The sequence below is a fragment of the Microbacterium sp. CJ77 genome, from assembly GCF_002911615.1.
Taxonomy (GTDB): domain Bacteria; phylum Actinomycetota; class Actinomycetes; order Actinomycetales; family Microbacteriaceae; genus Microbacterium.
The window spans coordinates 607,682-622,756 of sequence record NZ_PQBR01000006.1 but is presented as its reverse complement, the minus strand read 5'-3'; the positions used below and the strand labels follow the sequence as shown (position 1 = coordinate 622,756).

Genomic DNA, 15,075 nt, shown 5'->3' with positions numbered 1-15,075 from the left:
CCGCCCTCACGCGCCCGCCGTCGGGGACCGTCACGAAGCCTGTCCCGTCAGGCCGATGTACGCGGCGCGGTCGAGCAGCTCGGCCGGGGCCGACGAATCGATCCGGATCTTCAGCAGCCAGCCGTCCTCGAACGGCGACGAGTTGATCAGACCGGGGTCGTCCGTGACCGCGTCGTTGATCGCGACGACGTCGCCGGTGAGGGGCGCATAGAGCTCGCCGACCGACTTCGTGGATTCGATCTCGCCGCACACCTGTCCCGCGCTCACCCCGGAGTCGACGGTCGGCAGCTCGACGAAGACGACGTCGCCGAGCTTCTCGGCGGCGTAGTCGGTGATGCCGACGGTCGCGACATCGCCGTCGATCGAGATCCACTCGTGCTCGGCGGTATAGGAAAGTGCGGTGAGATCGGTCATTTCTTCCTCCGGTAGAACGGGGTGGGTGTGACGGTCGCGGGAATGCGCGTACCGCGGACATCGATGAAGAGCGGGGTGCCGGGCTCGGCGGAGCCGGGGTCGACGTAAGCGAGGGCGATCGGATGCCCCAGCGTCGGGCTGAGCGCGCCGCTCGTGACGATGCCCACCCCGGTGCCTGCCTCGGTGCCGGCCGCGGCCTCGCCGGCGAAAACGGCGTAACCCGCGCGGCCGGCTCGGCGACCCTCGGAAGCAAGGCCGACGAGCACGCGAGCATCCGGATCCAACGGTGCGCTCGCGCCCTCTCGCCCGACGAAGTCGCCCTCGGTGGCGACCGCGCGGACGAGCCCCGCCTGTGCGGGACGGATGTCGAGCGACAGCTCATGGCCGTACAGCGGCATCCCGGCCTCGAGTCGCAGGGTGTCACGGGCCGCCAGGCCCGCCGGCACGAGCCCGAGCGGTTCGCCCGCCGCGAGCAGCGCTTCCCACAGCTCCTCGGCGCGCGCGACGGGGACCGCGAGCTCGAAGCCGTCCTCGCCCGTGTACCCGGTGCGAGCGACGAGCACCGGCGCACCGTCGAACCGAGCGGTCGCCGCGGCATAGTAGCCGAGGTCGTCCAGGAGCGGCGAGAACTCGACCAGGCCCTCCGTCGCCTCGAGAACCGCGGCCGAAACCGGTCCCTGCACCGCGATGAGCGCCGTGTCGTCCGAGACATCCTCGAGGCGGAATCCCGGTTCGCCAGCGACGAAGCCGAAGCTACCGCCAGCGTCGGTGCTGGACGTGCCGGGGGCGGGAACGGATGCTGCACGCTGGGCGAGTGCGGCTGCCACGGCATCCCGGTTCCCGGCGTTCGCGATCACGACGAAATGGTCGTCGGCCAGGCGGTAGACGATGACGTCGTCGACGATGCCGCCCTGTTCCGCGAGCACGAGGCCGTACGCGGCCTTGCCGAGGCGCATCGCCGACGGCCGGCCCGACAGGGCGTAGTCGAGGAACTCGCCAGCCTTCTGGCCGGTGACGACGAACTCGGCCATGTGCGAGATGTCGAACAGTCCCGCGGCGGTGCGGACCGCGTGGTGCTCGGCGAGCTCCGAGCTGTACCGCACGGGCACCCACCACCCGCCGAAGTCGGTGAACGATGCACCGAGGCGCTCGTGGGCGGCTGCGAGCGGGGTGCGGCGCGGCGGCGCCGACTCGGGCGGCGGAGGCGACGTGGTCGCGCCGGGTGGGGCCGTCGTCGGCGGGGTGGGGTCTGGCATGAGTTCTCCCGTGGTGGTGCGGGCGGGCGCCGATCGACGCCCGATGAACTCCCCCTCTGTCATCTGCCTGAGAGTTTCGCCGAGACATCCTCGAGGATGACCCGACTTTCACCGTCGGCGGATCCGCACGAAGCGGATCTCTTTCCAGAGTGGCCCGACCCCCGCGGTACGCAATACCTGAGAGATTGGCGGGGAGGCTTGCTCCTTCGGTGCCCGGCGCGAAGCGGTGCCGGGGCTCTCCCGCAAGGGGTCATAGGGCCGGTATTCAGTTGTTGCCCGACCGCGGAGGGTCCGACGCGGCCAGCATACCCACAGCCGCGCCGCGCGACAGATCCCGACGCGCCCCCATCTCCTGACGACATGCCGAGCCGGCCCGCCGTCGCCGCATGGCCCGTACGCCGCCGAAACACCCTTTGCGCGGCGAGACACCCCTTGCCTGGGGTGTTTCGCCGCGGCAGGGGTGTTTCGCCGCGGACGGGGTGTTTCGGCGCGGGGCCGGGGCGAGGGCGGTCGGGTGGGGCAGCGGCGGCAGCGGGGCGGAGGCGCGCCGGGCACCTAGCGGTCAGCGCGTGCAGGTACCGGATGACACGGGACTCTGCCACCCGGCAGCACCCGCCACGATCGGCGCGAGTTCCGTCGACGTCGAGGCGTATCCCCGGGTTTCCGCATCCCCTCCGCGGGCGAACACGAGTCCCGCGACGTCGCCCTGAGCGGTCAGCAGCGGGCCACCGGAGTTGCCGGGCCGAACGTTCGCGTCGAGTGTGTAGATCTCCCGCGGGTGGGACGAGTCGTCGTAGATATCGGGAACGGGCACGACTCCGATCGCGAGCACCGCCGCAGACATGGATTCGAACGGACCCCCGTGCGGATACCCCTGCACGGCGGCCGAGGACCCGGCCGGCAGTACGGGTACGACGTCGAGCGGATCGGCATCGAGGCCGCCGACCGCGATGACCGCGATGTCGCCCACGGGATCGAAATACACCACCTGACCGTCGCGCGCCTCCCGACCGGGTAGCTCGACGACCGGGCGATCGACCCCCGCGACGACGTGCGCGTTAGTCACGACCCGGTCCTCCGCGATCACGAATCCGGAGCCGCTCGAACTGATACCGCAGGCATATGCCACTCCGGTAATACGGGCGACGGATGCCGCGGCCTCAGCGAGTTCCGGGTCGTCGAGCCGAACGGGGGGCTCGACGACGGCCGTCCCGGGCAGCAGCAGACCGCCGAGCGTCGGTATCGCGTCCCCGAGCACGGCGCCGCGCAGCTCGGCCAACCCCGCTTGGAGGGGACGGGGCACGAGATTCTCGATGACGGTCAGCACACGGGACGATGCGATCGCGGTCGAGACGACGGGGGTCCCCGTCGCCGCGAGCCCCGAGCCGACGAGCGATACCGCGAGAGCCGCCGCGACGAGGGTCAACCCTCCCCCGAGCACGCGGTCGACACCGCGCAACGGTGTGCGGTCGACACCACGTCGGAGAGCGGTGCCCGCCGCGGAGCCGAGCGCGGCACATCCCGCCAAGAGCAGCAGCGTTGCGGCGAGCGCGGCGAGCGCGCGCCACATCGGCCAGGGCACCGCCGCGGTCACGAGCGGGATGAGCCAGTACGCCGCGACCGCCCCGATGCCGAGTCCGACGAGGGTGCCGAGACTCGCGAGAAGGCCCCGCTGAAACCCGACGATGAGAGCGACCACAAGCAGAACGAGCACGACGATGTCGACGATCTGCACGCCGTGCTCCCTCCCCCGCACCCGGACCTGCGCGTGAAATCGGCGCGCGCAATCCCACAGTAAATGGCGTCGCTGAGAAGTCACGGCAGGCGCCGCACGCGCCGCGTCTCGGCGCCGCACCCGATGCCGCGACCACGACGCCGCCCGGGCGCCGAGCGCGCCCCTTCCCGCCGAGATCGCCCGTTGCCCGCAGGAGATTCCCGGCCCTCTCGTCGCCAACCGGCGCGCTCGGCATGAGGATCGCGGTCGGCGTTTGCCTTCGAGTCAGCATGACACTAAGATCGATGGTGGTTAAAGTCACCGTGACACAAACCGCAGCGAACATGACTCCTCCTCTCACCCATTCGCCCGACGCGACCGCCGCGGTATCCCCCGCGACCGGCGTCGATGCGACGCGTGTGGCGGTGTCGACGGTGATCTTCACGCTTCGGCGGCGTGCCGAGGATGACTCCGCCGCCGTCGTTCTGCCGCTCGTCCGGCGCACACGCGACCCGCACGCGGGGCTCTGGGCCCTGCCCGGCGGATGGCTGGACGCGACGGAGGGACTGGATGCCGCGGCATCCCGCACCCTCGGCGAGACCACGGGCCTCTCACCCAGCTATCTGGAGCAGCTGTATGCGTTCGGCGATGTCGATCGCTCGCCCACACGCGTCGTCTCGATCATCTATTGGGCCCTTCTGCGTTCGGCCGAGGTCGATGCACAGGTCGCGGCTCACGCGGCAGCGGGCGATGCTCCCGAGAACGTGGCCTGGTTCGACGCCGCCCACCTGCCCATCCTCGCGTTCGATCACAACCAGATCGTCGAGTACGCCCTCTGGCGCCTCCGCAACAAGGCCGGCTACTCCCGTATCGCCCACGGCCTGCTGGCCGATGAGTTCACCCTCGCCGAGCTGCGCGAGGTGTACGAGTCGATCCTCGGCCGCAAGCTCGATCCCGCGAACTTCCGACGCCAGGTCGAGAACTCCGGAACGCTGATCCCCACCGATGGCTTCCGCACCGGCAGCCATCGCCCCGCCCGCCTGTACCGCTACAACCAGGATGTGGAGCTCGCCGAACGCGGCCCCCTCGCGACACCGTCGTCGGCCCGCCCATCGGGCCGCGCATCCTTCGAATCGAGGACGAAATGAACGCCACTCCCCTCACGCTCTCGCCCTCCGTCGATCACGAGATCCAGCGGATCACCGCCGGACTTTCCGATGCGGAGACCTGCAACACCGACCTCGCCGCGGGGCCGTGGAACTTCGACGGACGACCCGGATACGGCCCCGGGTCGTCGATGGGCGATGTCATCCCGGTCGGCTCGCCCCGCCAGGGCGAGCTGCCGGTCGCGTATCGCGAGGCCTCGGAGGCCGACCTGCACGAGCGGATCGTCGCCGCCAAGCGTGTGCTCGGCGACCGGGTCGTCATCCTCGGGCACTTCTATCAGCGCGAAGAAGTCGTCCTGCACGCCGATTACGTCGGGGACTCGTTCCAGCTCGCGAATGCCGCGAAGGCGCACCCCGAGGCCGAGGCCATCGTGTTCTGCGGGGTGCACTTCATGGCCGAGACCGCGGACCTGCTCTCACGCCCTGAACAGGCGGTCATCCTCCCGAATCTCGCCGCCGGGTGCTCGATGGCCGACATGGCGAACATCGATCAGGTCGAGGACTGCTGGGAGCAGCTCGAGGATGTCTACGGCCCCATGGATGCCGTGGACGCGGACGGCCGGGTGCCCGTCATCCCCGTGACCTACATGAACTCGTCCGCCGCGATCAAGGGGTTCGTCGGCCGACACGGCGGGATCGTCTGCACCTCGTCCAACGCCCGTACCGTGCTCGAGTGGGCCTTCGCACGCGGGCGCCGCGTGCTGTTCTTCCCCGACCAGCACCTGGGCCGCAACACCGCCAAGGCGATGGGCGTTCCCCTCGAGCGGATGCCGATGTGGAACCCGAACCGTCCGCTCGGCGGCAATGACGAGGCGGCGCTCGACGACGCCCGCGTCATCCTCTGGCACGGGTTCTGCTCGGTGCACCGCCGCTTCACGGTGGATCAGATCGACAGGGCACGGGCCGAGCATCCCGGCGTCCGCGTCATCGTGCACCCCGAGTGCCCGATGCCGGTCGTCGACGCGGCGGACGAGGCCGGATCGACCGACTACATCCGCAAAGCCATCCAGGCCGCGACCGAGCCCACCACGTTCGCGATCGGCACCGAGGTGAACCTCGTGCAGCGGCTCGCGGCGGAGCATCCGCAGCACACGATCTTCTGCCTCGATCCCGTCATCTGCCCGTGCTCGACGATGTACCGCATCCATCCCGGATACCTCGCGTGGGTGCTCGAGGAACTCGTCGCGGGTACCGTGCGCAATCGGATCACGGTCGCGGCGGACGTTGTCGAGCCGGCACGAATCGCACTGGAGCGGATGCTGGCGGCCAAGCCGTGACGAACACGACAGGCACCACGCGTGCGATCGTCGTGGGCAGCGGCATCGCGGGACTGACCGTCGCCCTGCACGCCGCGCGCGCCGGTGTGCACGTCACGCTCGTGACGAAGGACGTGCTCGAGCACGCCAACACCCGGTACGCGCAGGGCGGCATCGCCGGCGTCATGTTCGCCGACGATCGGGCGGCCGATCACGCGCGCGACACCCTCGCCGCGGCCGCCGGACTCGGTGACCCCGCCGCTGTCGAGGTGCTCGTGGCCGAGGGGCCGGAACGCATCCGCGAACTCATCGCGCTCGGGGTCGCGTTCGACCGCGACGCATCCGGAGCGTTCGTCAAGGGACTCGAGGCCGCACACTCGTACCCGCGCGTCCTGCACGCGGGCGGCGACGCAACCGGTACGGCGATCGAGACCGCGCTCGTCGCGGCGGTTCGCGTCGCGGGCGTCGCGATCCTCGAACACGCCTTTCTCGTCGACCTGGTGCGTGAGGACGACGGCGCCGTGACCGGTGTCGATCTGCTCACCCAGGACGGCCGGCGGATGCTCCGGGCCGACGCCGTCGTGATCGCGACCGGCGGGGCGGGCCAGCTGTACGCGCACACGACGAACCCGTCCGTCGCGACCGGCGACGGCATCGCCGCGGCGATGCGCGCGGGTGCCGAGGTCACCGATCTCGAGTTCGTCCAGTTCCACCCCACGGTGCTCGCGGCGGGCGAGCCGTTCCTGATCTCGGAGGCCGTCCGCGGCGAGGGGGCCACCCTCATCGACGACGATGGCCGCCGATTCCTGTTCGACGCCCACCCCGGCGGCGAGCTCGCCCCGCGCGATGTCGTCGCCCGCGCGATCGCGCTGCGGATGGGCGAGCAGGGCGGTCGGCCCGTGCACCTCGACGCGACACGACTGGGCTCGACTCGATCGGGCCCGGCCGGACGCGCATCAACGGCATCGTTCCTGGCGCGTCGCTTCCCCACGATCGACGCGGCCGTGCGCGACCGCGGGCTGGACTGGGCACGCGAGCCGATTCCCGTCACGCCCGCCGCGCACTACCTGATGGGCGGGATCGTGACGGATCTGGACGGCCGGACCAGCCTGCCGGGGTTGTATGCGGTCGGTGAGGCCGCGCGCACGGGCGTCCACGGGGCGAATCGCCTGGCATCGAATTCGCTGCTCGAGGGTGCCGTCTTCGGCGCCCGTGCCGCCGCCGCCCTGGCCGCATCGCGCCCCGCCCGTCCCGCTCCTCTCACCCGTCCCACTGATCCCGCTCCCCTGGCAGAAGATGCCACCTCCCGCCCCACGACATCGCACCGACTGCCAGGCGAGCGGGTCCGACCACCGTTCACGCGGGCCGGGCTGCAGCGGGTGATGTGGGAGGGCGCCGGGGTCGTGCGGGACGAGCGCGGGATGCTCCGGGCGCAGAGCCTGGTCGACGGCTGGCTCGCGCGGCGCGCCAGCATCAGCAGCAGCTCCGGCTCCGGCTCGGGCACCGCCGCGCCCGCCTCGCAGGCCGACTTCGAGGACGACAACCTGCTGCAACTCGCGGCCGCGACGATCCGTGCCGCCCTCGCACGACGCCACTCGATCGGGGCGCACTACCGCAGCGACGACCCCGGCCATGCGTCCCTCCGCACCGCGCGACGAGAGCCCGCGGCATCCGTCACCCCCGCCGACCCCGCCCTCGTGGGGAGCGCAGGATGCTGACCCGCGCCGCGATCGATCGTGCCGTCTCTGCGGCGCTCGAAGAAGACGCGCCCTGGGGCGACATCACCAGCGAATCGCTCATCCCCGCGACGGCGACGGCCCGCGCCGAGTTGATCGCGCGCGAGCCTGGAGTCTTCAGCGGCGGCGAGGTCTTCGCCGCCGCTTTCCGGCTCACCGATCCCGCGATTCGCGTGAAGCTCCTGGTCGCCGACGGCGACGAATTCGCCCCGGGCGCGGTCCTCGCGATCGCCGAGGGGCCGGCGCGGGGCGTGCTGACGGCCGAGCGTGTCGCCCTGAACTTCGCGCAACGGATGTCGGGAATCGCGACCCTCACGGCGCGCTTCGTCGCCGAGGTCGCCCACACGGGGGCCCGGATCGCCGACACCCGCAAGACCACGCCGGGGCTGCGCGCCTTCGAACGCCACGCGGTGACGAGCGGCGGTGGCCACAACCACCGGCATTCCCTGTCGGACGCGGTGATGGCCAAAGACAATCACCTCGCGGTCCTCCAGCGCAACGGCGTATCGGTCACGGCCGCGCTGCAAGGCGCGATCGCGCGGCTGCCGCACACGACGCACGTCGAGGTCGAGGTCGATCGCCTCGACCAGATCGAGCCCGTGCTGGCGGCCGGTATCGGAACGATCCTGCTCGACAACTTCTCGATCGATGACCTCCGGCGCGGCGTGGAGCAGGTCGCTGGCCGCGCGATCGTCGACGCGAGCGGCGGGGTTCGGCTCGACACGGTGCGAGCGATCGCCGAAACGGGCGTGGACGTCATCTCGGTCGGAGCCTTGACCCACACGGCCCGCGCGCTCGATCTCGGCCTCGACGTACGTGTGGACGACCCCGCCGCGGACGATCCGACGACCGCCGAGGGCTGACGCACATGCTGTATCTCGACAACGCCGCGACGACACCGGTTCGCCGCGAGGCGCTCGACGCGATGCTGCCGTACGTGACGACCGAATTCGGCAACCCGTCGAGCCACCACACCGTCGGCGAGCGCGCCGCCGGGGCACTCGCAACGGCCCGAGCGGCGGTCGGCCGGGCGCTGGGCATGCGGCAGAGCGATGTCGTCTTCACGTCGGGTGGTACCGAGGCGAACAACCTCGCCGTCAAGGGCATCGCGATCGCCGCACGACTGGCCCGCGACGCCCGTCACGTGATCACGACACCGATCGAACACGAGTCGATCCTCGAGTCCGTCGACTATCTGCGCCGTGTCCACGGCTTCGCGGTCACACAACTCCCGGTCGACGCATTCGGACGGGTCGATCCCGCCGACCTCCAGGCTGCGCTCCGCGACGACACGGCGCTCGTGACCCTCGGTTACGCCAACAACGAGATCGGGACGATTCAGGATGTCTCGGCTCTCGCCGCCATCGCCCGCGGACGACGGGTCCCGATCCACATCGACGCGGTACAGGCCGCGGGATGGCTCGATCTGTCGGCCGCCGACCTCGGCGTCGACGCGATCTCGATCGCGGGGCACAAGGTCGGCGCTCCCCCGGGCACCGGCGCGCTCGCCGTTCGCGGGCGGGTTCCGCTCGAGCCCCTGATGCACGGTGGCGGCCAGGAACGCGGCCGCCGGAGCGGCACCGAGAACGTCGCCGGGGCGGTCGCGCTGGCGACCGCTCTGACGCTCGCCGAGACCGAACGCGCCGATGCATCCGCTCGGGTCGCGGCGCTCCGCGACGGGTTCATCGCGCGTGTCCTCGATACCGTGCCGACGGCTCGGCTGACGGGCGATCCCGATCATCGGCTACCGGGCACGGCCAGCTTCACGTTCGCGGGAACGAGCGGCGAAGCCGTGCTGCTCGAACTCGAACGCCGAGGCATCGTGTCATCGAGCGGGTCGGCGTGCGCGGCCGGCAGCGACGAGCCCTCGCACGTGCTGCTCGCGATCGGCATTCCCGCCGAGGTGGCGCAGACATCCGTCCGCTTCACCTTCTCGGCGCGACGGACGGATTCCCTCGAAACCGTTGCCGCTGCTCACACGCTGGCCGACGCCGTCGCGGCCTCGGTCTCCGCCGTACAATCGGCCGCATGAGCATGAGCACCGATGCGGTCGTCACGCTCGTCGTGGCGGGGTTGAATGTCGCGCCTTACGCCCGCGAGGCGCTGGATTCGGTGCGAGCACAGACCCTCACGAACTGGCGCGCGATCCTGATCGACGACGCGTCGACGGACGACACGCGACAGATCTTCGCCGACGCGGCCGCGACGGATGACCGCTTCGTGCTCGAGGAACCGTCGGACCGCCGGGGTCTCGGCGCCGCCCGCAACGCGGGACTCGCCCGCGTGCGCACCCCGTTCGTCGGGTTTCTCGACGCGGACGACATCCTTGCTCCGGACGCTCTCGCCCGGCTCGTCGCGACGCTCGATCGGACCGGCAGCGACTTCGCGGCCGGTGCGTACGTGCGGCTGAGGCCGGACGGACCGGGGTATGCGGTCGGCGCGGTGCAACCGTGGGTCGCCGCCGCGACGGATCCCGAACGCTCGGCGACGACGATCGATGAGCACCCCGAGGCATCCGGGAACATCGTCGCGTGGTCGAAGGTCAGCCGCACCGACTTCTGGCGTCGGACCGGGCTGCGCTTTCCCGAGGGACGCCTCTACGAAGACCAGATCGTGGCGCAGGCCATGTACACCCGCGCGCGGGCGTTCGATGTCATCCCCGATGTCGTCGTGCAGTGGCGTGTGCGAGCGGATGGCACATCCATCACCCAACGAGAGGGAGAGCTGTCCGTGCTCCGCGACGCGCTCGACGCGATGAGCGCCGGGCTCGGGCTTCTGCGCGAGGCGGGGGCGGCGCGAGCCGTGCAGGCCCGCGCCGCCCTGATCCTGACGATGGACGTACCGCGACTCGCCGCGCTCGCGCGCCAACACCCCGACGACGCCTACCGGCGCTCGCTCGGGACGTTCACTCGAGCCGTGTGGCTGGCGGCGGATGAGTCCACCCGCTCCGCACTGGACTCGGACGCGGCCACGACGGTCGCCGCGGTCTCGCTCTGGTAGACCCCGCCCCGTGAACGAGCGCCGCGCTCGACGGCACCGGTGATCCGGATCCACACCGCGCGGGCTGCAGTTCTCGGCATCCGCGCCGTCGATCGACGTAGCGGATGCCCCGAACTGCAGCCCTCGCGGTGCTCGGGGCCCGGGCAGGGCCCGGGCGGGGCCGTCAGTGCGCGATGACGGGCTCGGCCTCCGTCGCCGCCGGTCGACCGTGTGCGAGCGAGATGCCATCGCCCCGCCGTCGATACAGGAACGCGGCGACGACGAAACCGATCGCGAAGAAGCCCGCACCCCACCAGTACGCGACGCTGTAGCTCTGGATGGCCGCCTCTGCGAGCACCTCCGGCGTGGCGGGACCGTTGGCCGTCACGTACGCGGTCAGGGCCGTCGCGGCCAGGGTGTTCAACAGCGCGGTGCCGATCGATCCGCCGACCTGCTGGCTCGTGTTGACCATGGCGGAAGCGACACCCGCGAACTGCGGATCGACGCCCAGCGTCGCGGTCTGCATCGCCCCGGGCATGATCGATCCCATCGCGAGTCCCATCACCATGAGCGCGGGCAGGATGTCGCCGATGTAGCCGCTGTCGTGACCCAACCGCGTCAGGAGGATCATGGCGATCACGCCGAGGACCATGCCGATCGGCACGATGATCTTCGGTCCGAGGCGCGGCAGGAAGATGTTCGTCGAGAGCTGCGCCGCGAGGATCAGCATCACGATCATGGGCAGGAAGGAGAGCCCCGTCTGCATCGCCGTGTAGCCGAGCGAGACCTGCAGGTAGTACGTGACGAACAGGAAGACCCCGAACATCCCGGCTCCGGCGATCAGCACGGAGATGTACGACGCTCCGCGGTTGCGGTCGAGCACGATCGGCAGTGGCAGGAGCGGGTGACGCGAGCGGCGCTGCCACAGTACGAAAGCGATGAGCAGCACGCCCGACCCCGCGAGCATCCCCCACGACAACGGCGAGTCCCAGCCATCCGTCTCGGCGTTCGAGAAGCCGTAGACGAGCAGGAACAGGGCACCCGATGCCGCGAGCGTGCCCGGGATGTCGAGGGTCGGACGCGGACCCGTGCGGGTCACGTGACCGACGAACAGGGTCGCGCCGATGATGGCCACGAGCGCGATGAAGACGTTGATGTAGAGATTCCATCGCCAATCGAAGTACTCGGTCAGGAATCCCCCGAGCAACAGGCCGATCGCACCGCCGGCTCCGGCGATCGCGCCGAACACACCGAAGGCGCGGGCGCGCTCTCGCGGGATGGTGAAGGTCGTCGTCAGCATCGCGAGCGCGGTGGGCGCGAGCATGGCCGCGAAGACGCCCTGGAGAGCTCGGGCCGCGACCAGCACGCCGAAGGTCGGCGCCGCTCCGCCGAGGGCCGATGCCAGCGCGAAGCCGATCAGTCCGATGACGAACGTGCGCTTGCGCCCGATCAGGTCCGAGAGCCTGCCGCCGAGCAGCAGAAGGCTTCCGAACGCCAGCGCGTAGGCCGTGACGACCCACTGCCGGTCGCCGTTCGAGAAACCGAGGTCGGCCTGCGCGGCCGGGAGGGCGATGTTCACGACGGTCGCATCGAGCACGACCATCAGCTGAGCGAGTCCGACGGTTGCGAGAGTCCACCACCGGCGGGACGAGGGCGCCGTCGTCGTTGCGCCAACGGAAGAGGAGGTCTGTGACATGCCGAAAACCATATACGAGAATCATCCGTTCCGGATACCAAGCGTTCTGGATTAGGATGGAACACAGCACGAACGGAGCGCGAACACACGCGTGGACGCCGCGAACACGAGGAGGACCGCGATGACGCAGCCCGCACCCGCTGTCGCCGACGAGGAACCGACCCGCCTCGGCCGGAAACGCGACCACTCGCGCGATGCCGACATCCTGCAGGCGGCGATCGAGATCCTCGCCGAAGAAGGCTTCGACGGCATGACGATCGACATGGTCGCGACCCGCGCGAAGGCCGGAAAAGCAACGCTCTATCGACGATGGCCCTCCAAGGCCGAGCTGGTGCTCGATGCGATCGGATGCATGAAGGCCGCCGATCTCTCGCCCGACAAGCTGCCCGACACGGGCACGCTTCGCGGCGACCTGGTCGGCATGATCAAGCCCCACACCGCCGAGGACTCCGAGCGTCGGCTCCGCGTCATGGCGGGCGTCGCCGCTCTCCTCACCCGCGAGCCGGAACTGACCGAGGCCGCCAACGCCGTGCTGATGTCGCCGCGTATCGCGGCGATCCGGGTCCTGCTCGACCGCGCTCGCGTGCGGGGCGAGATCCGGGCGGACGCGGATCTGGACGCGCTCGCGAGACTCCTCCCCGCTCTGGCCGCGTTCCGCGGGCTGGTCGAGCGAAAGCCGATCGACCGCGAGTACCAGATTTCCGTGATCGACGGCATCCTGCTCCCTGCCGCCGGGGTCGCGCGTCCCCCGAGCTGACCCGCAGGTCCTGGCCCGACTCGCTCGCTCAGCCGAGCCCGCTGGATGCCTCGACCTGGCGCATCGCCAGCTCGGCGTACAGGCCGCCGTCCGCCATGAGCTCGGAGTGCGTGCCCGTCTCGACGATGCGCCCGCCCTCGACCACGTGAATGACGTCGGCACCCACCACGGTCGAGAGGCGGTGCGCGATCGACAGGGTCGTGCGGCCCCGGGCCGCGGCATCCAGCGCCTGCTGCACGACTCGCTCCGAGACCGTGTCCAGCGCGCTCGTCGCCTCGTCGAGCAGCAGCACGGGCGGGTCCTTCAACAGCACCCGCGCGATCGCGATGCGTTGCTTCTCGCCCCCGGAGAGGCGGTAGCCGCGCTCGCCGACGACGGTGTCGTATCCGTCCGCGAAGCGTTCGATCACGTGGTGGATGTTCGCCGCACGGCAGGCCTCTTCGAGCTCGGCCTGCGTGGCCTCCGGCTTGGCGTAGGCGAGGTTCTCGCGCACCGTCGCGTGGAACAGATAGGTCTCCTGCGACACGATGCCGATGTTCTCGATGATCGAGGCTTGACGGAGGTCCCGGACGTCGGCACCGGCGAAGAGAACCGAGCCCGACGAGGCCTCGTAGAGGCGCGGCGCGAGATACAGGATCGTCGTCTTGCCGGCCCCGCTCGGTCCGACGAAGGCGACGTGCTGCCCGGGCTCGGCGACGAACGAGACGCGGTCCAGGGTCGGACGACTCGTCCCCGAGGCATCGGGGTAGCGGAAGCTCACATCGCGGAACTCCACGCGCCCGAGCGGCCCCGGTGCGTCCGCGACGTCGATCGCGACGGGCGACTCGGAGATCGTCGGCTCGAGGTCGAGGTATTCGAAGATGCGCGCGAACAGGGCCTTGGATGTCTGCAGGTCGAGCGCCACCCGCATCAAGGCCATCAGGGGGAAGAGCAGTCGCGCCTGCACCGTCGTGAACGCCACGATGACGCCCGCGGAGATGTCGGCGCTGCCTCCGGTGATCAACAGACCGGCGACGAGGTAGATGATAGCGGGGACCGACGACATGATGATGCTCACGATCCCGAAGAACCACTGTCCCGACATCGCCTGTCGCACCTGCAGCACGACCTGGTTGCCGTTCTCGAGCGTGTAGCGCTCGATCTCGGCGCCCTGGCGGTGGAAGGCCTTCGCGAGCAGGATGCCGGAAACCGACAGTGTCTCCTGCGTGATCGCGGTGAGCTGCGAGAGGGACTCCTGCGTCTGCGCCGCGATGCGCGCGCGCACCTGGCCCACCTTCCGCTGCACGAACACCAATCCCGGCAACAGCCCGATCGCGATCAGCGTCAGTCGCCAGTCGATGAGCACCATGGCGACGACCGACGCGATCACGGTGACGGTGTTGCCCAGGATGCTCGTCATCGTGTTGGTCAGCACCCCGGCGACGCCACCCACGTCGTTCTGCAGGCGGGACTGGATGACGCCGGTCTTGGTCCGCGTGAAGAACGACAGGTCCATGGCCTGCAGGTGCGTGAACAGGCGGACGCGCAGATCCCCCGTGACGCGGTTGCCGACGGTCGAGGTGAGCCAGGACTGCAGCACGTTCAGACCCGCGGATGCCACGAACAGGCCGATCATGAGCAGTACGAGTTCCACGAGCAGGCCGAGGTTCGGGCCGGCATCGTTCGCCGGGAAGAGTGCGGAGTCGAAGATCACCTCGATGATGAGCGCGGGAACGACGCCGATCGCCGCGCTGACGACGACGAGCATGGCCGTCACGGCGAGCTTGCCGCGATACGGACGGAACAGGGCGACGATGCGCCGACCCAGGAACGGGATGTCGGGGGCCTCGGCGTTGCGCTCGCGCTGGGCGTCGGAGTCGACCCCGCGGGTCAGCCCCCCGCCGAATCCCCCGCGCGCCATGGTCATCCGCTCAGCCTAATCTCGCCCGCAGACGCCGGATCGGCCGCGGCTATGATGAGTGCGCCCGGTGGCCGCGAGCCCCGTCCGAGCGCGCACACGCACGACCCGCAGGATTTCCGTTGCGCACGGGAATGCGATGTCGGTCGTCGCGGTTAGCCTGACTGTTCGCCATCCTCGGATGGCTATCGAGTCCTGCCCTGA

The 15,075-nt window shown here is 70.3% G+C and carries 12 protein-coding genes and 1 riboswitch; of the genes, 7 read left to right on the top strand and 5 right to left on the bottom strand.

The genetic code is table 11. From position 1 onward, the window contains the following. Window positions 1–30: 30 nt before the first annotated feature. The 3 genes from gcvH to C2868_RS03715 form a co-directional block, all read right to left on the bottom strand. Window positions 31–414, bottom strand: a complete 384-nt coding sequence (gcvH, locus tag C2868_RS03725) for a glycine cleavage system protein GcvH (protein ID WP_103662980.1) — start codon at window positions 412–414, stop codon at window positions 31–33. Then, window positions 411–1,670: a glycine cleavage system aminomethyltransferase GcvT gene (locus tag C2868_RS03720; protein WP_103663072.1), complete on the bottom strand. Its 1,260-nt coding sequence runs from the start codon at window positions 1,668–1,670 to the stop codon at window positions 411–413. The genes gcvH and C2868_RS03720 overlap by 4 nt, the downstream gene beginning before the upstream one ends. A 154-nt stretch (window positions 1,671–1,824) precedes the next feature. Then, window positions 1,825–1,923, bottom strand: a riboswitch (glycine riboswitch). Window positions 1,924–2,232: 309 nt separating this feature from the next. Further along, window positions 2,233–3,405, bottom strand: coding sequence for a MarP family serine protease (locus C2868_RS03715; protein ID WP_103662979.1), 1,173 nt, complete (start codon window positions 3,403–3,405; stop codon window positions 2,233–2,235). A gap of 404 nt (window positions 3,406–3,809) precedes the next feature. Here C2868_RS03715 and C2868_RS03710 point away from each other — a divergent pair, with 404 nt between their 5' ends. From C2868_RS03710 to C2868_RS03685, 6 genes are read left to right on the top strand one after another with little or no spacing between them, the layout of a single operon-like run. Next, window positions 3,810–4,532: an NUDIX domain-containing protein gene (locus C2868_RS03710; RefSeq protein WP_103663071.1), complete on the top strand. Its 723-nt coding sequence runs from the start codon at window positions 3,810–3,812 to the stop codon at window positions 4,530–4,532. After that, complete coding sequence (nadA, locus tag C2868_RS03705; RefSeq protein WP_103662978.1) at window positions 4,529–5,827, top strand: quinolinate synthase NadA; 1,299 nt, start codon at window positions 4,529–4,531, stop codon at window positions 5,825–5,827. The genes C2868_RS03710 and nadA overlap by 4 nt, the downstream gene beginning before the upstream one ends. After that, window positions 5,824–7,524, top strand: a complete 1,701-nt coding sequence (gene nadB, locus C2868_RS03700) for an L-aspartate oxidase (RefSeq protein ID WP_103662977.1) — start codon at window positions 5,824–5,826, stop codon at window positions 7,522–7,524. The genes nadA and nadB overlap by 4 nt, the downstream gene beginning before the upstream one ends. Continuing rightward, window positions 7,518–8,405 (top strand): carboxylating nicotinate-nucleotide diphosphorylase, encoded by an 888-nt coding sequence (gene nadC, locus C2868_RS03695; RefSeq protein ID WP_103662976.1) that lies wholly within the window; start codon window positions 7,518–7,520, stop codon window positions 8,403–8,405. The genes nadB and nadC overlap by 7 nt, the downstream gene beginning before the upstream one ends. 5 nt (window positions 8,406–8,410) lie before the next feature. Continuing rightward, the gene (locus tag C2868_RS03690) at window positions 8,411–9,574 is read left to right on the top strand and encodes a cysteine desulfurase family protein (protein WP_103662975.1); all 1,164 of its coding nucleotides are present in this window, start codon (window positions 8,411–8,413) and stop codon (window positions 9,572–9,574) included. Further along, complete coding sequence (locus C2868_RS03685; RefSeq protein ID WP_308455391.1) at window positions 9,571–10,542, top strand: glycosyltransferase family 2 protein; 972 nt, start codon at window positions 9,571–9,573, stop codon at window positions 10,540–10,542. The genes C2868_RS03690 and C2868_RS03685 overlap by 4 nt, the downstream gene beginning before the upstream one ends. Window positions 10,543–10,705: 163 nt before the next feature. Here the strand turns inward: C2868_RS03685 and C2868_RS03680 are convergent, their stop codons facing one another. Further along, complete coding sequence (locus C2868_RS03680) at window positions 10,706–12,217, bottom strand: MFS transporter (RefSeq protein ID WP_103663070.1); 1,512 nt, start codon at window positions 12,215–12,217, stop codon at window positions 10,706–10,708. A gap of 121 nt (window positions 12,218–12,338) precedes the next feature. Between C2868_RS03680 and C2868_RS03675 the strand changes: the two genes are divergently transcribed. Beyond that, window positions 12,339–12,974: a TetR/AcrR family transcriptional regulator gene (locus C2868_RS03675; RefSeq protein WP_100811656.1), complete on the top strand. Its 636-nt coding sequence runs from the start codon at window positions 12,339–12,341 to the stop codon at window positions 12,972–12,974. A gap of 28 nt (window positions 12,975–13,002) precedes the next feature. Here C2868_RS03675 and C2868_RS03670 read toward each other — a convergent pair whose 3' ends face one another. Beyond that, entirely contained in the window at window positions 13,003–14,880 is a 1,878-nt protein-coding gene (locus C2868_RS03670) for an ABC transporter ATP-binding protein (RefSeq protein ID WP_103662973.1), read from the bottom strand. Window positions 14,881–15,075: the final 195 nt, after the last annotated feature.